Origin of the sequence: Streptacidiphilus sp. MAP12-20 (assembly GCF_041262525.1) — a bacterium.
Classification (GTDB): domain Bacteria; phylum Actinomycetota; class Actinomycetes; order Streptomycetales; family Streptomycetaceae; genus Streptacidiphilus.
The window spans coordinates 19,566-37,455 of sequence record NZ_JBGCCK010000017.1; the positions used below are offsets into that span (position 1 = coordinate 19,566).

13 protein-coding genes and 1 pseudogene are annotated in these 17,890 nt (G+C 71.9%); 13 read left to right on the forward strand and 1 reads right to left on the reverse strand.

Annotated features, from left to right (window positions below; genetic code table 11):
• The first annotated feature begins 58 nt into the window (after positions 1–58).
• Both mnmA and ABIA32_RS22655 read left to right on the forward strand, forming a co-directional pair.
• The gene (gene mnmA / locus ABIA32_RS22650) at positions 59–1,216 is read left to right on the forward strand and encodes a tRNA 2-thiouridine(34) synthase MnmA (protein WP_370098415.1); all 1,158 of its coding nucleotides are present in this window, start codon (positions 59–61) and stop codon (positions 1,214–1,216) included.
• Between the two features lie 10 nt (positions 1,217–1,226).
• A complete protein-coding gene (locus tag ABIA32_RS22655; protein WP_370098418.1) occupies positions 1,227–1,757 on the forward strand; it encodes a TIGR00730 family Rossman fold protein in 531 nt (176 codons plus the stop codon).
• On the opposite strand, the gene ABIA32_RS22660 is transcribed toward ABIA32_RS22655, so the two are convergent.
• Positions 1,736–3,496: an NAD-binding protein gene (locus ABIA32_RS22660; RefSeq protein ID WP_370098420.1), complete on the reverse strand. Its 1,761-nt coding sequence runs from the start codon at positions 3,494–3,496 to the stop codon at positions 1,736–1,738. The genes ABIA32_RS22655 and ABIA32_RS22660 overlap by 22 nt on opposite strands.
• 77 nt (positions 3,497–3,573) lie before the next feature.
• On the opposite strand from ABIA32_RS22660, the gene ABIA32_RS22665 reads away from it, so the two are divergent.
• The 11 genes and pseudogenes from ABIA32_RS22665 (at position 3,574) to ABIA32_RS22715 (ending at position 17,731) form a co-directional block, all read left to right on the forward strand.
• Positions 3,574–4,263, forward strand: coding sequence for an SDR family oxidoreductase (locus ABIA32_RS22665; protein ID WP_370098423.1), 690 nt, complete (start codon positions 3,574–3,576; stop codon positions 4,261–4,263).
• Positions 4,260–5,276: a methionine synthase gene (locus ABIA32_RS22670; protein WP_370098424.1), complete on the forward strand. Its 1,017-nt coding sequence runs from the start codon at positions 4,260–4,262 to the stop codon at positions 5,274–5,276. Before ABIA32_RS22665 ends, ABIA32_RS22670 begins: the two co-directional genes overlap by 4 nt.
• 20 nt (positions 5,277–5,296) lie before the next feature.
• Complete coding sequence (gene ligA, locus ABIA32_RS22675; RefSeq protein WP_370098427.1) at positions 5,297–7,462, forward strand: NAD-dependent DNA ligase LigA; 2,166 nt, start codon at positions 5,297–5,299, stop codon at positions 7,460–7,462.
• Between the two features lie 228 nt (positions 7,463–7,690).
• Positions 7,691–9,193: pseudogene (locus ABIA32_RS22680) on the forward strand (putative bifunctional diguanylate cyclase/phosphodiesterase); the annotation flags it as partial.
• 283 nt (positions 9,194–9,476) lie between these two features.
• On the forward strand, positions 9,477–9,773 hold the full coding sequence (gene gatC / locus ABIA32_RS22685; protein ID WP_037607666.1) for an Asp-tRNA(Asn)/Glu-tRNA(Gln) amidotransferase subunit GatC: 297 nt from the start codon (positions 9,477–9,479) through the stop codon (positions 9,771–9,773).
• A 5-nt stretch (positions 9,774–9,778) separates the two neighbouring features.
• Entirely contained in the window at positions 9,779–11,272 is a 1,494-nt protein-coding gene (gene gatA / locus ABIA32_RS22690; RefSeq protein WP_370098430.1) for an Asp-tRNA(Asn)/Glu-tRNA(Gln) amidotransferase subunit GatA, read from the forward strand.
• Positions 11,269–11,517: a hypothetical protein gene (locus tag ABIA32_RS22695; protein ID WP_370098433.1), complete on the forward strand. Its 249-nt coding sequence runs from the start codon at positions 11,269–11,271 to the stop codon at positions 11,515–11,517. Before gatA ends, ABIA32_RS22695 begins: the two co-directional genes overlap by 4 nt.
• Positions 11,518–11,551: 34 nt before the next feature.
• On the forward strand, positions 11,552–13,063 hold the full coding sequence (gene gatB / locus ABIA32_RS22700) for an Asp-tRNA(Asn)/Glu-tRNA(Gln) amidotransferase subunit GatB (RefSeq protein ID WP_370098436.1): 1,512 nt from the start codon (positions 11,552–11,554) through the stop codon (positions 13,061–13,063).
• 236 nt (positions 13,064–13,299) lie between these two features.
• Entirely contained in the window at positions 13,300–13,473 is a 174-nt protein-coding gene (locus ABIA32_RS22705) for a hypothetical protein (RefSeq protein ID WP_370098438.1), read from the forward strand.
• 31 nt (positions 13,474–13,504) lie between these two features.
• On the forward strand, positions 13,505–16,537 hold the full coding sequence (locus ABIA32_RS22710; protein ID WP_370098441.1) for an AAA family ATPase: 3,033 nt from the start codon (positions 13,505–13,507) through the stop codon (positions 16,535–16,537).
• Positions 16,538–16,819: 282 nt separating this feature from the next.
• Positions 16,820–17,731: a 2-hydroxyacid dehydrogenase gene (locus ABIA32_RS22715; protein ID WP_370098444.1), complete on the forward strand. Its 912-nt coding sequence runs from the start codon at positions 16,820–16,822 to the stop codon at positions 17,729–17,731.
• The last annotated feature ends 159 nt before the right edge of the window (positions 17,732–17,890 follow it).

Consider the following 17,890-nt stretch of genomic DNA (forward strand, 5'->3'; position numbering starts at 1 on the left):
TCGAGCAGAGCCTCGCGCCCCTGAGGTGTTGCCGGGTGCCCGTATTCTGGTAACCACTATGTCTGACTTCCCCGGTGCCCCCGACTCCTCCGCCTCCGCCCTGCCCGGTGGACGCCTCCGCGTCCTCGCGGCCATGTCCGGCGGCGTGGACTCCGCCGTCGCCGCCGCGCGGGCGGTGGAGGACGGGCATGAGGTCACCGGCGTGCATCTCGCGCTCGCGAGCAACCCGCAGTCGTTCCGGACCGGCGCCCGCGGCTGCTGCACGTTGGAGGACTCGCGGGACGCGCGCCGCGCCGCCGATGTGATCGGGATCCCGTTCTACGTCTGGGACCTCGCCGAGCGGTTCCGTGAGGACGTCATCGACGACTTCGTCGCCGAGTACGCCGCCGGGCGGACGCCCAACCCCTGCCTGCGCTGCAACGAGAAGATCAAGTTCGCCGCGCTGCTCGACAAGGCCGTCGCCCTCGGCTTCGACGCCGTCTGCACCGGGCACTACGCTCGGATCATCGACGAGCCGGCCCGTGGGCGGACGCTCCACCGCGCCGTCGATCCGGCCAAGGACCAGTCCTACGTGCTGGGCGTGCTCGACGCCGACCAGCTCGCGCACGCCATGTTCCCGCTGGGGGACACCCCCAAGGGGCAGGTCCGCGTCGAGGCGGAGCAGCGCGGCCTCGCGGTCGCGAAGAAGCCGGACAGCCACGACATCTGCTTCATCGCCGACGGCGACACCCAGGGCTTCCTGGCGCAGCGCCTCGGCTCGGCCACCGGCGAGATCGTGGACGTCGACGGCACCGTCGTCGGCGAGCACAGCGGCGCCTTCGGCTTCACCATCGGGCAGCGCAAGGGCCTGCGGATCGGCCGCCCGGCGGCCGACGGCAAGCCGCGCTACGTGCTGGACATCTCGCCCGTCGACAACCGGGTGACCGTCGGCCCGGTCGAGGCGCTGGACATCGCCGCGCTCAGCGGCGTCAAGCCGCGCTGGTGCGGCGAGCAGACGCCGGTCGGCACCGGCCGCTACCACGCGCAGCTGCGCGCCCACGGTGAGCCCGTGCCGGTCACGGCGGAGATCGACGCGGACGGGGGCCTGCGGGTCGTCCTGGACGAGCCGGTCCGCGGCATCGCGCCGGGGCAGGCGGTCGTCCTCTACGACGGCACCCGCGTCGTCGGCTCGGCGACAATCGCGACGACTGAGCGCTCCGTTCACCAGCAGGCCTGATAATCGTCCGGTGAACATCACCGTCTTCTGCTCCGCGTTCTCGCTCGACGAGCGCTACACCGTCCCCGCCCGCGACTTCGCCCGCACCCTGGGCGAGCGGGGCCACACGCTGGTCTGGGGCGGCTCGCACGCCGGACTCATGGGCGTGATCGCCGACGAGGCGAAGGCCGCGGGCGCGAAGCTGGTCGGGATCTCCGTCGAGCTGCTCGCGCACAAGGCGTACCGGGGCGCGGACGAGCTGGTCAGTACCAAGGACCTCGCCGAGCGCAAGGCGCAGCTGCTGCAGCGCGCGGACGCGGTCGTCGTGCTGGTCGGCGGTCTGGGCACGCTGGACGAGGTGACCGAGGTGCTGGAGCTCAAGAAGCACGGGCTGCACGACAAGCCCGTCGTGCTGCTCGACACCGACGGCTTCTACGACGGCATGCGCACTCAGCTCCGGCGGATGGAGCGGGAGGGCTTCCTGCCCCGTCCGCTCGACGAGCTGGTGCGCTTCGCCGCGGACGGCGTCGAGGCCCTGCGCTACGCCGAGGGCGAGGCCTGAGCAGGAAGGTGGGGTGCCGTCGCCGCGTCCGTGCGACGCAGCAGGCGGCCCAGGCCGGCCCGGGTGGCCACCACGATGACGCGGTCGCCGGGGCGCAACTCCCGCTGCGGTGACAGCTCCCAGTCCAGCCCGCCACCGCGCCCCCGGGACGAGTACGCGACGATGCGCCAGGCGCCCGGCTCGAAGGCAGCGGCGACCGTGCGGCCGACGAGCTCGTCCCCCTCCTCCACGTCGACGTCCGCGAGCAGCAGGATCTCCCGCCGCGCGGGGATCGCGGCCAGGACCTGACGGCCCATCATCGCCGCCGCGAAGGCGGGCGCGGCGAGGTAGGACACGCTTCGGCTGCGGGTCCGCGCCTCCGGATGCGCCTCACGCAGCGCCTTGTAGACCGTTTTGGAGAAGGGCTCGTCGAAGAGCCGCAGCACCACGCGCAGATCGGGCCGGCGCTCGCGGGCGAACAGCACCGCCTGCAGGTTGGCGCTGTCGTTGCTGGTCAGCGCCATCAGCGCGGCGGCACGGTCGGCACGGGCGGCGCGGAAGACCGAGTCCCTGGTGAAATCCCCCTGGACGACGGGAACGCCGCGCGCCCGCACCGCCGCCAGCCCGGGAACTCCCGGATTGCGCTCGACGACCACGACCGGCACCCGCATGTCCGCCAGCCGGTTCACCACCGTGCTGCCGACCTTGCCGAGCCCGATCACCACGACGTGGTCGTTCAGGGTCCGCCGCACCCGCCGGGCGCCGGCGGCCGGACGCACCGCGCCGACGCTGTCCAGCACCACGGCGGCGACCAGGCCGAGCACCAGCATGCCGGTGAACATGGTGACGACCTGCAGGATCTGCCGCGGCAAAGGCTGTCCGAAGGCCGCGTTGCCCGCCGAGCTGAGGTCCAGCAGCACCAGATAGAGCGACAGGCCGAGGTTGGTGCCGGTCAACTGCCAGGTGAGTACGGTCAGCAGCGCCACCAGCGCCGCGAGCGCGGCTGCGGCGACCTGGAGTTTGCGCGAGAAGAAGGAGCGCGCCACGGCCATCACCCGGCGGTGGTCCCAGGCGCGTTCGCGCGGCGGCGTCGGGGCGTCGCGGTGGTGCAGCAGCCGGACGACGGTGGTCTTCTCGTCGCCGGACGCGATCTCGTTCTCGCCCGGCAGCAGCGTGCCGCTCGACTCGGTGAGCACCGCGATCGGCACGCCCTCGCCCGGCGGCAGCTTCCGCGTGTCGGGCGGCAGCACCTCGGTGACGACGGTGCAGGTGCCGCCGTTCACCGGGATCACCTGCTCGTGGCTCGGCAGCGCCGAGGAGACGAGAGCGGGTGCCGCCGTGTCGGAGGCGGAGGCGACCGACGTCGGCGCGGACTCGCGGTCGAGCAGGCGGCGCAGCCGCTTGCCCAGGGCGTTGTTGTGGACGCGCAGCGCCAGCCGCACGGTCGGGTTGACCACGCGCGCGGTGAGCGCGGCGGCGGTCACGGCCTGGTCGTCGTCGAGGACCAAGGCGAGCGCGGCGGCGGTCTCGATCCCTGCGAGGCGCAGCGTCGCCTCGTCCGGCCGACGGCCGCCGATCACCCGGATCGGGCCCTCGTCCTGGTGCAGCGCGAGCAGTTGCGGGCCATGGTCCTGCCGGGGCTCCGGCACGATGACAACGACGCTCTCCTTGTAGAGCTTGGCCAGATCCTCGGCCAGTCGCTGGGTCAACGCGTCGTTGCCGACCACGATCATGCGGCCGTCGTGTTCTGCCTCGGGCACCTGTCCCCCTGGTGTCTGCGTGCGCATGACCATGGTGGCGCACGGACCGCCTGCTCGGGCGTGGTACTGATGAACCCATGGGTACGCATGTGATCACCGGAGCGGGCTCCGGCATCGGCGCGGCGGTCGCCGCGAAGCTGACCGAGCGCGGCGAGGAGCTGTGGCTGCTGGCGCGGGACGCGCGCCGCGCGGCGGAGCTGCGCGAGCGGTTCCCCGCCGCGCAGACGCTGGTCGGTGACCTGGGACAGCCGGAGCGGCTGAGCTGGGCGCTGGGCCATCAGCAGCAGCCGGACCGGATCGACTCGCTGCTGCACATCGCGGGCATGGTCGAGCTGGGCACGGTCGGGGACATGGGGGTGAAGGTCTGGCAGGACACGCTGGCGGTGAACCTGCTCGCGCCGGCGGAGCTGACCCGCCTCTTCCTGCCGACGGTCCGCATGACGCGCGGGCACGTCGTCTTCGTCAACTCGGGCGCGGGGCTGCGGGCGGGCGCGGAGTGGGGCGTCTACGCGGCGTCGAAGTTCGGCCTGAAGGCGCTTGCCGACTCGCTGCGCGAGGAGGAGCACGGCAACGGCGTGCGGGTGACCACCGTCTACCCGGGCCGGACGGCCACCCCGATGCAGGTCAAGGTGCACGCACAGGAGGGCCGCGCGTACGAGGCGGACGCCTGGATCGCGCCGGAGTCGGTCGCCACGGCCGTGCTGACCGCCATCGACCTGCCGCGCGACGCGGAGATCACCGACCTGACGGTGCGGCCGGGCCGATGAGCGCGCGCGAGTTCCCCTTTCCTCTTCTTTCCGGTCCCGGCGCGACCGGCATCGGCTCGATGCCCGGCACGGACGCGCGCGAGACGGCGAGGACCGTCACCGGCTCGCTGGAGTCCCTGCCGCACCTGGCCGAACTCCCGGCGCGCGGGCCGGGCGCGGACATGATCGGCCGCAGCCTGGGCCTGCTGGTCGAGCTCTTCGCCCGGGTGGAGCCTTCGGGCTGGCGCTTCGGCGACCATCCCGGGCGGGACACGAAGCGGGCCTACTCCTGGCTCGGCGAGGACCTGGACGCGCTGGAGGAGTTCACCCAGGGCCGGACCGGCCCGGTCAAGGTCCAGGCCGTCGGCCCGTGGACGCTGGCGGCCGCGGTCGAACTCCAGCGCGGCGAGAAGGCGCTGGCCGACCGGGGCGCGGTGCGCGACGTCGCCGCCTCGCTGACGGAGGGCCTGCGGCTGCACCTGGCCGAGGTCCGCCGCCGGATCCCCGGCGCGCAGGTGCTGCTGCAGCTGGACGAGCCCTCGCTGCCGGCGGTGCTGGCCGGTCAGGTGAAGACGGCGAGCGGTTGGCAGCGGCTGCGCGCGGTGGACAAGCTCGTGGCGGAGGAGGTCCTGCGCGGCCTGATCGGCGCGCTGGACGTGCCGGTCGTGGTGCACAGCTGCGCGCCGGACGTGCCGATCGAACTGCTGCGCCGCGCGGGCGCGTCGGCGGTCTCGCTGGACGCATCGCTGCTGACGGAACGTGACGACGACGCGATCGGCGAAGGGGTGGAGGGCGGGACCGTCTTTCTGCTCGGTGTCGTGCCTTCCAGCGACCAAAAATTGTCAGACCCGGCCGGTAGTGTCAGTGGTGTGAGGACGTTGTGGCGGCGGTTGGGCCTGGCCCCGGCGCTGCTGTCGCGTTCCGTCGTGATCACCCCGACCTGTGGCCTGGCCGGGGCGTCCCCGGCGTTTGCGCGAAAGGCGTTGTCACACAGCGTCATTGCGGCGCAGAGCCTGGCGGACAATCCTGAATGATCTGACAAAGGGGTGGACCGGTGTCTTTGGACGAGGACCGCGTACGGCACGCGCAGCTTGCCCAGGAGATCGAGGAGCACCGGTACCGGTACTACAACGAGGACGCGCCGACGATCAGCGACGGCGAGTTCGATCTCCTCATGCGCGAGCTGGAGGGGATCGAGGAGCGGCGCCCCGAGCTGCGCACGGCCGACTCGCCGACCCAGATGGTCGGCGGGGAGACGACGGCCGACTTCGCCAAGGTCGAGCACCTGGAGCGGATGCTCAGCCTGGACAACGCGTTCACCGACGAGGAGCTCGACGCCTGGGCCGAGCGGGTCGAGCGCGATCTCGCCGGGCAGGAGTTCCACTACCTGTGCGAGCTGAAGATCGACGGCCTGGCCGTCAACCTGACCTACGAGCACGGGGTGCTGGTCCGCGCCGCGACGCGGGGCACCGGCCGGGTCGGCGACGACATCACCGCCAACGTGCGCACCATCAAGGAGATCCCGCATCGCCTGGCGGGGGAGAACCCGCCGGAGCTGGTGGAGGTCCGCGGCGAGGTCTACTTCCCGATCGAGGACTTCGAGGCGCTCAACATCGCCCGCGTCGCGGCGGGTGAGGACCCGTACGCCAACCCGCGCAACTCGGCGGCGGGCTCGCTGCGGCAGAAGGATCCGGCGGTCACCGCCTCCCGTCCGCTGCACATGATCGTCCACGGGATCGGCGCCCGGCGCGGCTTCGACATCGACTGCCAGTCACACGCCTACGAGCTGCTGCACGGCTGGGGCCTGCCGACGGCCCGCCACAACGCCGTGGTCGGCACCCTGGCCGAGGTCAAGGAGTTCATCGCGCGCTTCGGCGAGCAGCGCCACAGCGTCGAGCACGAGATCGACGGCGTGGTCATCAAGGTGGACGAGATCGCCCTCCAGGGCCGCCTGGGCTCCACCTCACGCGCGCCGCGCTGGGCCATCGCCTGGAAGTACCCGCCGGAGGAGGTCAACGCCAAGCTGGACCGGATCCTCGTCGGCATCGGCCGCACCGGCCGGGCCACGCCCTACGCGGTGCTGGAGAAGCCGGTCAAGGTCGCCGGCTCGATGGTGCAGTACGCGACGCTGCACAACCAGGACGTGGTCAAGGCGAAGGGCGTCCTGCTCGGCGACACGATCGTGATCCGCAAGGCGGGCGACGTCATCCCCGAGATCCTCGGCCCCGTCGTAGCGCTGCGCGACGGCACCGAGCGTCCCTTCGTGATGCCCACGCACTGCCACGAGTGCGGCACCGAGCTGCGTCCGATGACGGAGGGCGACAAGGACCTGCGCTGCCCCAACGCCCGCTACTGCCCGGCCCAGCTGCGCGAGCGCGTCGCGTTCCTGGGCGGCCGGGAGTGCCTGGACGTCGACGGCTTCGGCTACGTGGCGGCCATCGCCCTCACCCAGCCGCTGGAGCCCGCCACCCCGCCGCTGGCGAACGAGGGCGACCTCTTCGGCCTCACGGTCGAGGAGCTGCTGCCCATCAAGGCGCTCGTCCGCGACCCGAAGACCGGCCTCCCGAAGATCGACGAGGAGACGGGCGAGCAGAAGGTCGTCAGCTTCTTCGCCAATCTCAAGGGCGAGCCGAAGAAGACCACCACCCAGCTGCTCGACAACCTCCAGCTCGCCAAGGGGCAGCCGCTCTGGCGCGTACTCAACGGCCTCTCCATCCGGCGCGTCGGCCCGGTCGCCGCGCAGGCGCTGGCCCGCGAGTTCCGTGACCTGGATCGGATCGCGAGTGCCAGTGAAGAGGAGCTCGCGGCTGTGGAGGGGGTCGGCCCTGGCATCGCCAAGGCTGTCGTCGACTGGTTCGCCGAGGACTGGCACCGGGAGATCATCGAGAAGTGGCGCGCCGCCGGCGTCCGCTTCGTCGACGAGACGGCCGAGGAGGAGTCCGGCCCGCGTCCGTTGGAGGGGCTGACCGTCGTGGTCACGGGCACGCTCGCGGACCACACCCGAGACGGCGCCAAGGACGCGCTCCAGACGCGTGGCGCGAAGGTGACGGGCTCGGTGTCGAAGAAGACCGACTTCGTTGTCGTCGGTGACAATCCGGGGTCCAAGTACGACAAGGCCGTGCAGCTGAAGCTCGCGATCCTGGATGACGCCGGCTTCGCCGTGCTGCTGGCCGAGGGGCCGGACGCGGCGCGGGCCGTCGCGCTGCCGGTCGAAGAGTGAACGCATGACGGGTCGTCACGTCACCTAACGCAAACCTGTGGCGGGACATTGACGGTTAATCCGGACAATGTCCCGCCGCCAAGGACACCACTCGGTCACAGCGGGTCCGATTGCCACTCCGATCCGGGGCAGCCGCCCTACGCTGGAGCCAGCCCGGTCCAGTCGGTCCACACGGGCTGACGGGGAAGCAAGAGGAACTGCCTCATGGAGCGCACCACTCGGCCGGGGCCGGGAGTGGGGTCGGGGCCCGAGCGTGCCGGGTTCGCGGTCCGGGCTGCGATCTTCCTCGGCGTGGCCCTCGCCGGCGCCGCGCCGCTGGTGCCGCTCGCCCAGGTCGTCGGCCTGCACGCGCCACAGCTGCTGCCGCTCTTCGTCGTGCCGATCGCCGTGCTCTTCGCCGCCTGGTGGTTCGGGCGGGCGCGGCTGCGCGAAGGCGTCACCGACCAGCTGACCGGCCTGCCGAACCGCACCGGCCTGCACCTGGCCGCCGCGCAGGCGCGCACGCGACAGGCGCTGGTCCTGATCGACCTCGACCGCTTCCGCTCGCTCAACGACACCCTCGGCCACCTCGCCGGGGACCGGCTCCTGGTCCAGGTCGCCGAGCGGCTGCAGACGCTGGTCGCCGGTACGGGCGCGCTGGTGGCGCGCCTCGGCGGGGACGAGTTCGCCGTGCTGGTGCCCGAGCCGCCGCAGGAGCCGGGCGCGCTGCTGCGGCTGGCCCGTGGCTTCGCGGCGGAGGTCGCCGCGCCGATCCAGTTCGGCGGCCTGCAACTGGTGCTGGAGTCCAGCGCCGGCGTCGCCGTGCTGCCCGACCACGCGCCGGACGCCGAGTCGCTCTTCCGCCGGGCCGACATCGCCATGGTCCACGCCCAGCGCAGCAGGGCCGGCGTCGCGCTCTACCAGCCGGGGCAGGAGGAGGACACGCCGCTCCGTCTCGGCCTGCTCGGCGATCTGCGCCGGGCGCTGGACCTGGGCGAGGTGGAGATCCACTACCAGCCCAAGGTGGCCTTCGACGGCAGCGTGGTCGGCCTGGAGGCGCTGGTGCGCTGGTCCCGGGCCGGACGCGGGCCGGTCAGCCCGGAGGAGTTCGTCGGGCTCGCCGAGTCCAGCGGCCTGATGCCGCAGCTCACGGACTACGTGCTGGAGGCCGCCGTCACCCAGCTCGCACGCTGGCGCGAGCAGGGCATCGAGGTGCAGGTCGCCGTCAACGTCTCGCCGCGCGACGTGCTGCGGCCCGGCTTCGCCACCTGCGTCGCCGAGCGGCTCGCCCGGCACGGCGTCCCGGCCGACTCGCTCCAGCTGGAGATCACCGAGCGGCTGCTGCTGGAGGACGGCGCGCGCGCCGCCGAGACGCTGGAGGAGTTGCGCGGCCACGGCGTCGGCATGTCGTTGGACGACTTCGGCACGGGCTACTCCTCGCTGGTCAGGCTGCGCCGGCTCCCGGTCGGCGAGCTCAAGATCGACCGGTCCTTCGTCAGCCGCATGGTCGCCGACGACCACGACGCCGCGGTGGTGCGCTGCAGCGTGCAGCTCGCGCACTCGCTCGGCCTGACCGTCGTCGCCGAGGGCGTCGAGGACGACGAGACCTGGGAGCGGCTGCATCGGATGGGCTGCGACGCGGTCCAGGGCTGGCTGGTCTCCGCGGCGCTCCCGGCCGACCAGGCCACGGCGTGGCTGCGCGTGCACGCGATCGAGCGCCGCGACCTGCGTACCAAGTGGTCCCGGCAGTAGCGGTTGCACCTCCAGGGGCGCGGGGCTCTGCTCGCTTGAATGCGTGCGCGAGACACCACCCTGTGCGGATGGCCCTGCGCGTTCGGCCTGCCAGCTTGGTGGGTGGCTTGTCGCGCACGCAGTTCATCAGCAGAGCCTCGCGCCCCTGATGTGCAACTCGCTCTGCAGAGAAAACGCCCGCGCATCCTGCGTCCCCGCGTCCGTAGGATGGAGCCCGGCCCCGCTGTCAATAGACTGGGGCGACTCGAATCGCTTCACTACTCACTCACCAGAGGATCGCTGCATGCCTGGCATTACGCGCGAGGAGGTCGCCCACCTCGCCCGGCTGTCGCGGCTGGAGCTCAAGAGCGAAGAACTCGACCACTTCGCCGAGCAGCTGAACGACATCGTCGACGCGGTCGCCCGCGTCAGCGAGATCGCCGCCGAAGACGTCCCGCCGACCTCGCACCCGCTGCCGCTGACCAACGTCATGCGCGCCGACGAGGTGCGTCCGTCGCTCAACCCCGACGAGGTGCTCGCCTGCGCCCCGGCCGCGGAGGAGCAGCGCTTCCGCGTTCCCCAGATCCTCGGGGAGGACTGAGCGATATGACCGACCTGATCCGCAACACCGCGGCCGAGACCGCGCACGCGATCGCCTCCGGTGAGGTCTCCGCCGTCGAGGTCGCCCAGGCCCACCTGGACCGCATCGGCGCCGTCGACGAGAAGGTGCATGCCTTCCTCCACGTCGACACCGAGGGCGCGCTCGCCGCCGCCCGCGCCGTGGACGAGAAGCGCGCCAAGGGCGAGGAGCTCGGCCCGCTGGCCGGCGTCCCGCTCGCGCTGAAGGACGTCTTCACCACCCGGGGCATCCCGACCACCGCCGGGTCCAAGATCCTCGAAGGCTGGATCCCGCCCTACGACGCGACGCTGACCCGTCGTCTCAAGGACGCGGGCGTGGTGATCCTCGGCAAGACCAACATGGACGAGTTCGCCATGGGGTCCTCCACCGAGAACTCCGCCTACGGCCCGACCGGCAACCCGTGGGACCTCTCCCGCATCCCCGGCGGCTCCGGTGGCGGTTCCGCCGCCGCGCTGGCCGCCTACGAGGCCCCGCTCGCGATCGGCACCGACACCGGCGGCTCGATCCGTCAGCCCGGCGCCGTCACCGGCACGGTCGGCGTCAAGCCGACCTACGGCAGCGTCTCCCGCTACGGGCTGATCGCCTTCTCCTCCTCCCTCGACCAGGGCGGCCCCTGCGCCCGTACGGTCCTGGACACCGCGCTGCTGCACGAGGCCATCGCCGGCTACGACCCGATGGACTCGACCTCGATCAACGCCCCCGTGCCGCCGGTCGTCGCCGCGGCCCGCCAGGCGGACGTCAAGGGCATGCGCGTCGGCGTGGTCAAGGAGTTCGGCGGCGAGGGCTACCAGCCGGGCGTGATGCAGCGCTTCCACGAGTCGGTGGAGCTGCTCCGCTCGCTGGGCGCCGAGATCGTCGAGGTCTCCTGCCCGTCCTTCACCTACGCGCTCCCGGCGTACTACCTCATCGCCCCCTCCGAGGCCAGCTCCAACCTGGCCCGCTTCGACGCCATGCGCTACGGCCTGCGCGTCGGCGACGACGGCTCGCGCTCGGCGGAGGAGGTCACCGCGCTGACCCGCGAGGCCGGCTTCGGCCCCGAGGTCAAGCGCCGGATCATGCTCGGCACCTACGCGCTCTCCTCGGGCTACTACGACGCCTACTACGGCTCGGCCCAGAAGGTGCGCACGCTGATCACCCGCGACTTCGACCGCGCCTTCGCGGACGTCGACGTGCTGGTCTCGCCGACCACCCCGACCACCGCCTTCCCGATCGGCGAGCGCGCCGACGACCCGATGGCGATGTACCTCGCGGACCTCTGCACCATTCCGTCGAACCTGGCCGGCAACGCGGCCATGTCGGTGCCCTGCGGCCTGGCGCCGGAGGACAATCTCCCGGTCGGCCTGCAGATCATCGCTCCCGCACTGGCCGACGACCGGCTCTACCGCGTCGGCGCGGCAGTCGAGGCGGCACTCAACGACAAGTGGGGACACCCCCTGCTGGAGGAGGCACCGGCACTATGAGCAAGCTCGAAACGGCCAAAGGCTTCAAGCACAGCAAGCCGGGCCTGATGCTGGGCATCGGCAGCAGCGCCTTCGGTGCCTTCGGCATCGTCAAGGACCTGAAGAAGGCCCGCGCCGAGGCCGACACGCTCAAGCTCATCAACGCCGCCGTCGGCGCCGTCGCCCTGCTCACCGGCACCCTGCTGCTCGTCCGCGAGCTGCGCCAGCTGGCCAGTAGCGACGTCCCCGACATCCTCGCCGACTGAGACCGACCGCAAGCCAACCCTGAAAGGACGCCGAGTGAGCGTCATTGACCTGGTCCCGTACGAGGAGGCCCTGGCCTCGTACGACCCGGTGATGGGCCTTGAGGTCCATGTCGAGCTGGGTACCAAGACCAAGATGTTCTGCGGCTGCTCGACCGCGCTGGGCGCCGAGCCGAACAGCCAGGTCTGCCCGACCTGTCTGGGCCTGCCGGGCTCGCTGCCGGTCGTCAACGCGATCGGCGTGGAGTCCGCGATCCGCATCGGCCTCGCGCTCAACTGCGAGATCGCCGAGTGGTGCCGCTTCGCCCGGAAGAACTACTTCTATCCGGACATGCCGAAGAACTTCCAGACCTCCCAGTACGACGAGCCGATCGCCTTCAACGGCTACCTGGACGTCCAGTTGGAGGACGGCGAGGTCTTCCGCGTGGAGATCGAGCGCGCCCACATGGAGGAGGACACCGGCAAGTCCACCCACGTCGGCGGCGCGACCGGCCGGATCCACGGTGCCTCGCACTCGCTGCTGGACTACAACCGGGCCGGCATCCCGCTCATCGAGATCGTCACCAAGCCGATCGTCGGCGCGGGCGAGCGCGCGCCCGAGGTGGCCAAGGCCTACGTCGCGGAGCTGCGCGAGCTGATCCGCGCGCTGGGCGTCTCCGAGGCCCGCATGGAGATGGGTCAGATGCGCTGCGACGTCAACCTGTCGCTGATGCGCAAGGACGCCGAGAAGTTCGGCACCCGCAGCGAGACGAAGAACGTCAACTCGCTGCGCAGCGTCGAGCGCGCCGCCCGCTTCGAGATCCAGCGGCACGCCGCGGTGCTCAACGAGGGCGGCACCATCGTCCAGGAGACCCGCCACTTCCACGAGGACAACGGCACCACCACCTCCGGGCGCATCAAGGAGGAGGCGGAGGACTACCGCTACTTCCCCGAGCCCGATCTGGTCCCCGTCGCGCCCTCGCGCGAGTGGGTCGAGCAGCTCCGCGGCGAGCTGCCGGAGCTGCCGCGGGTGCGGCGGCAGCGGCTGCAGGCCGACTGGGGCATCTCCGACAGCGAGATGCAGTCGGCGCTCAACGCCGGCGCCATCGAGCTGATCCTGGAGACGATCGCCGCCGGCGCTCCCGCCGACCAGGCCCGCAAGTGGTGGATGGGCGAGCTGGCCCGTCGCGCCAACGAGGACGGCGTCGACCTCGGCGAGCTGCCGATCACCCCGGCCCAGGTCGCGCGCGTCGCGGCGCTGGTCGGCAAGGGCAAGATCAACGACAAGCTGGCCCGTCAGGTCATCGAGGGCGTGCTGGCCGGCGAGGGCGAGCCGGACGCGGTCGTGGAGAAGCGCGGCCTGGCCGTCGTCTCCGACGACTCCGCGCTCGGTGCGGCCATCGACGCCGCGCTTGCGGCCCAGCCGGACGTCGCCGCCAAGATCCGCGACGGCAAGTTCGCCGCCGCGGGCGCGCTGGTGGGCGCCGTCATGAAGGCCACCCGCGGCCAGGCGGACGCCGCCAGGGTCAAGGAGCTGATCTTCGAGAAGCTCGGGGTGACCCCCGAGTAGGACCGAGTAGGACCGGCACGTAAGGCCAGTTCAGGCCTTACTTAGGCCATCCGGGCCGCCGTTCTGAGTGCTTAGGCGCACTCAGGGCGGCGGTTCGCTTTTTCTAAGCACCCCCAGGCGCCCAAGATCGGGCATGCGCCTCATGTGGGGGACCCCCCTGGGAGAGGAAATTAGAGGTTGTCAGGGAGACCAGCCAGGGAATCCCAGGGCAACACCACCCACAGGGGAGAGCCAAGATGTTCGAGTACCAGATGATCGTGAACCGTAACGCCGAGCTCGTCGCCCAGGCCGAGCAGTACCGTCTCGTCCGCGAGGCTCAGCGTGCCAACAAGGTCCGGAGGGCGGGTGAGTCGCCCCGGTCACGGGGACGGAGCTCCGTACGCCGGGCCCTGCACCTCGCCGCACGCTGAAATAGCTGCTGATCAGCGGGGGACGTATGCCATGCTGCCCAACGTGGAGCGGATATCGGTAAGTCCCGTGTTCATCGGACGAGGCTCGCAGATGGCAGCCCTGACGGAGGCGCTGAAGCGCGCCGACGAGGGGCAGCCGCAAGTCCTGCTCGTCGGGGGAGAGGCAGGAGTCGGCAAATCCAGGCTGCTGGAGGAATTCCAGTGCGCGGCCGGAGCTCGGGGGGTTCCGGTCGTGGTCGGGGGGTGCCTGGAGGTGGGGGCGGAGGGCTTGCCGTACGCGCCCTTCGCCACCATCCTGCGGCGGCTGCACCGGGCTCTCGGGGGAGAGCTCGAGGCGGCCGCCGTGGGCCGGGAGAGCAGCCTGGCCCGGCTGTTGCCGGACATGGGCGAAGCACTGCCCGAGGCCCACGACGAGTACGCCCGCGCGCGGCTCTTCGAGCACACCGCGCAGCTCTTCGAGCAGTTGACGACGGATCGGACCCTGGTCCTGGCCGTCGAGGACCTGCACTGGTCGGACCGGTCCACCCGGGAGCTCTTCGCGTACCTGATCCGCACTCTGCACCGGGCGCGGCTCGTACTGCTGGCCACCTACCGCAGCGACGACCTGCACCGCCGCCACCCGGTCCGGCCCTACCTGGCCGAACTGGAGCGGCTGCGCACCGTGCAGCGGCTCGAACTGCCGCGGCTGGAACAGCGCGAGGTGGCCCGTCAGGTGGCCGGCATCCTCAGCCCGGCCCGGCCGACCGCCGACCTGGTCCAGCAGATCTTCAAGCGCTCCGAGGGCAACCCCTTCTTCGTGGAGGAACTCGCCGTCTCGCACCAGCAGGGCTGCAGCACCCGGCTCACCGACACGCTGCGCGACCTGCTGCTCGTCAGGATCGAGGCGCTGCCCGAGGACACCCAGTCCCTGCTGCGGGTCCTGGCCCAGGGCGGCTCCCGCGTCGAGCACGGGCTGCTGGCCGCGGTCGTCGACGCGATCGGCACGCTCGACGAGGACGGGCTGATCGATGCGCTGCGCACCGCCGTCGGCGCCAACATCATCCAGCAGACCTCCGACGGCGACGGCTACCGCTTCCGGCACGCGCTGGTCCGCGAGGCCGTCAGCGACGACCTGATGCCCGGTGAGATCACGCGCATCAACCGCCGCTACGCGCTGGTCCTGGAGGCGGACCCGATGCTCATCTCCGCCGACCAGCGCTCCGCCCGCCTGGCCGGCTACTGGTACTGCGCCCACGACGCCGCCCGCGCCGTCCCCGCCGTGCTGCACGCCGGCCGCGAGGCGCGCCGCCGCAACGCCTTCGCCGAGCAACTGCGGATGCTGGACCGCGCACTGGAGCTCTGGGACGACGTCCCCGAGGACGTGCGGGACACCCTGCGCGACTACGACCACGCCGACGAGAGCTATCCGGCCTGTTCCTGCGAGCCGGGCTCGTCCCACGATGACTGCGGCGCGGTCCAGTTGGTCGACCTGCTCGCCGAGGCCACCGTCGCCGCCCGGCTCAGCGGCGAGACCGACCGAGGCTTGCGCTACACCAAGCGCGCGCTGCGCCTCATCGACGAGTCGAAGACGCCAGAACGGGCCGCCTGGTTCAAGCTGTCCCGCGCCCGCGCGCTCCGCTACGACGTGGGCGCGGCCCCGGAGAAGGATCTGGAGCGCGCACTGGAACTGCTGGAGGGCCGAAAGCCCTCGGCGGTCCTGGCGGAACTACTGCACCGCCAGGCCTGCGACGGGCTGCTCGGCGTCCCCACCCGCGAGCACCTCGACATCGCCCGGCGCTCCGCGGAGATCGCCGAGCAGGTGGGTGCGACCTCGCTGCGGCTGCACGCCAGACTGACCCTGGGGATGCTGCACTGCGCCTTCGGCGAGTTGGACGCCGGCGCTGCGCTGCTCGGCGAGCTGCTGGAGCAGGCCGAGGCCTCCGGCGACGTCGACCTGCGCTCCCGCGTCTACACCAACCTGGCCAGCCACCACGAGATCCAGGGCCGCTCCCGGCAGGCGGCGGAGGTGGCCAGGGCCGGGCTGGCGATGATCCGCGCCAACGGCATGACCGGCTACTCGGGCACGATCATCCTCGGCAACCTCGCCGAGCCGCTGATCTCCCTCGGCGAGCTCGACGAGGCCGAGCGGCTGCTGGCGGAGGAGCCCGACTGGTCCGGCCAGCGCGCCCACCGCGACTTCATGGAACGGCTGCGCGGCGAGGTCGCGCTGCTGCGCGGGGACGTCGCCGGCGCGGCCGAGCACCTGGCCGAGTGCCGGCGGACGGGCATGCTCTGGCAGCCGCAGAAGTTGGTCCCGACGGCGCTGCTGGGGCTGCGCATTGCGGTCGCCCAGGGCCGCTACGCGGAGGCGCGGGCGGAGCTGACGGCCGTCCTGGAGGGCGAGCGCGCGGAGGGCCATGACCGCGTCTGGTGGTCCCTGCTGGCCGCCGGCGCGGCGGTCGAGGCCGACGCGCGCCACCTGCCGACGATGGCGCCGGGCCGCGCCGAGGTGCTGACCCGCATCCGCGAGGCGGCCTCCGGCCTCACTACGGAACTCCCGCTGCTGGCAGGCTGGTCAGCGGTCCTGGACGCGGAGCTCGCCCGGGCCGAGGGCACGGCGACGACCGCGCAGTGGCGCCGCGCGACGGACGCGCTGGCGACGCTGGAGTGTCCCCACCCGCGCAACCTCGCCTGGTACCGCCTCGCGGAGGCGCTGGCCGCCGACGGCGACCGCACGGCGGCGAGCGCGGCGGCACGGGAGGCGGAGGCATTGGGTTGCCGCCAGGGCAACCAGCTGCTGTTGCACGACCTGAGGCTGCTGGCGGACCGTGCCCGGCTGTCGCTCTCGGAGGAGCCTGCGCAGGTCGTCGCAGACGACGACTCCTTCCACCTCACCCCGCGCGAACAGGACGTCCTGAAGCTGCTGGCCCTGGGCCGGACCAACCGCCAGATCGCGGAGGAGCTGTTCATCTCCCCGAAGACGGCGAGCGTCCACGTCTCCAACATCCTCGCCAAGCTGGATGTCACCGGCCGTGGGGAAGCTGCGGCGGTCGCTCACCGACTGCGGCTCGTTGCAACCAGCTAGCTGGGGGCGCGGGGCTCGGCTTGATTCACTGCGTGCGCGAGCAACCACCCTGTGCGGATGGCCCTGCACGTTCGTCCTTCCAGCTGCGTGGGTGGCTTGTCGCGCACGCAGTGAATCAAGCCGAGCCCCGCGCCCCTTGGGTGTTGCAGCTGGCCCTCCGTCGTCACCTGTCGCGCCCACGCGGCGGAGCCGCATATCGGCAGAGCCCCGCGCCCCTGGCGGTGCAACTGCCTGCGGCAGCGCACCCCAAGCCTCGCGCCCCCAGAGGGTTAAGGTCGCAGCATGAGTGCCCGCTATCTGCTTCCGTACGCCCCCGAAGACATTGGTGGGCTGCCCGCCGATCTCGATGTGATCGTCTGGGACGGTGACGGGCCGCAGCCCCCCGCGCAGGAACTCCAGGGCGTCGAGTTCTTCTGCCTGCCGTACATGCGCCATGGAGCGGCCCTGCCGCTACTGCCCTCGCTGCCTTCACTCAAGATCGTGCAGACCCTCACCGCCGGCATGGACGACGTCCTGCCGCACATCCCGCCGGGCGTCACCGCCTGCAACGCCCGTGGCCTGCACGACGCCAGCACCGCCGAGCTCGCCGTCACGCTGATCCTCGCCTCCCTCCGTGGCATCCCGTACTTCTCCCGGCTCCAAGCAGAGGGCCGGTGGAGTCAGGAGTTCCACGACTCCCTCGCCGACCGGCGCGTGCTCATCCTCGGTTACGGTTCGATCGGGCAGGCGCTCGCCGCGCGCCTGCTGCCGTTCGAGTGCGAGGTCGTGCCCCTCGCGCGCCGGGCGCGCCCCGGCGAGGGGGTGCACGCCGTCACTGAGCTGCCCGCGCTGCTGCCCACCGCCGACGTCGTCGTCCTGCTGACGCCGCTCACGCCGGAGACCCGGCATCTCGTCGACGCCGGGTTCCTCGCCCGGATGAAGGACGGCGCTCTGCTCGTCAACGTCGCACGCGGTCCCGTCGTCGACACCGAGGCCCTGCTCAAGGAGCTCTCCGCGGGCCGGCTCCGCGCCGCCCTCGACGTCACCGACCCCGAGCCGCTGCCGGCAGGGCACCCCCTCTGGCACGCGCCCGGCACGCTCATCACCCCGCACGTCGGCGGGCCCAGCTCCGCGTTCCTACCGCGCGCCAAGCGCCTGCTGCGCGGTCAGATCCTGCGCTACGAGCGCGGCGAGGAGCCGGCGAACAGAATCTGATTCGCGCCGCGAATCCGTGCGCCCCCGGCGTGCGCCCGGGACACCCCCTGCTTTTCCCCGCACACCGCCCGCTTTCGTCCGGATCGGGTACAGCTACACCGACGCTCGCCATTACTCTGAGTTGAGTGTGCATGTCTCTGAGTGACGACTGTGGTGTAG

Coding starts and splice junctions, on each gene's coding strand:
- ABIA32_RS22705 (WP_370098438.1), top strand. CDS start 13,300: ATGTTCGAGTACCAGATGATCGTGAACCGTAACGCCGAGCTCGTCGCC.
- ABIA32_RS22670 (WP_370098424.1), top strand. CDS start 4,260: ATGAGCGCGCGCGAGTTCCCCTTTCCTCTTCTTTCCGGTCCCGGCGCG.
- ABIA32_RS22710 (WP_370098441.1), top strand. CDS start 13,505: ATGCTGCCCAACGTGGAGCGGATATCGGTAAGTCCCGTGTTCATCGGA.
- ABIA32_RS22665 (WP_370098423.1), top strand. CDS start 3,574: ATGGGTACGCATGTGATCACCGGAGCGGGCTCCGGCATCGGCGCGGCG.
- gatC (WP_037607666.1), top strand. CDS start 9,477: ATGCCTGGCATTACGCGCGAGGAGGTCGCCCACCTCGCCCGGCTGTCG.
- ABIA32_RS22695 (WP_370098433.1), top strand. CDS start 11,269: ATGAGCAAGCTCGAAACGGCCAAAGGCTTCAAGCACAGCAAGCCGGGC.
- gatA (WP_370098430.1), top strand. CDS start 9,779: ATGACCGACCTGATCCGCAACACCGCGGCCGAGACCGCGCACGCGATC.
- ABIA32_RS22715 (WP_370098444.1), top strand. CDS start 16,820: ATGAGTGCCCGCTATCTGCTTCCGTACGCCCCCGAAGACATTGGTGGG.
- mnmA (WP_370098415.1), top strand. CDS start 59: ATGTCTGACTTCCCCGGTGCCCCCGACTCCTCCGCCTCCGCCCTGCCC.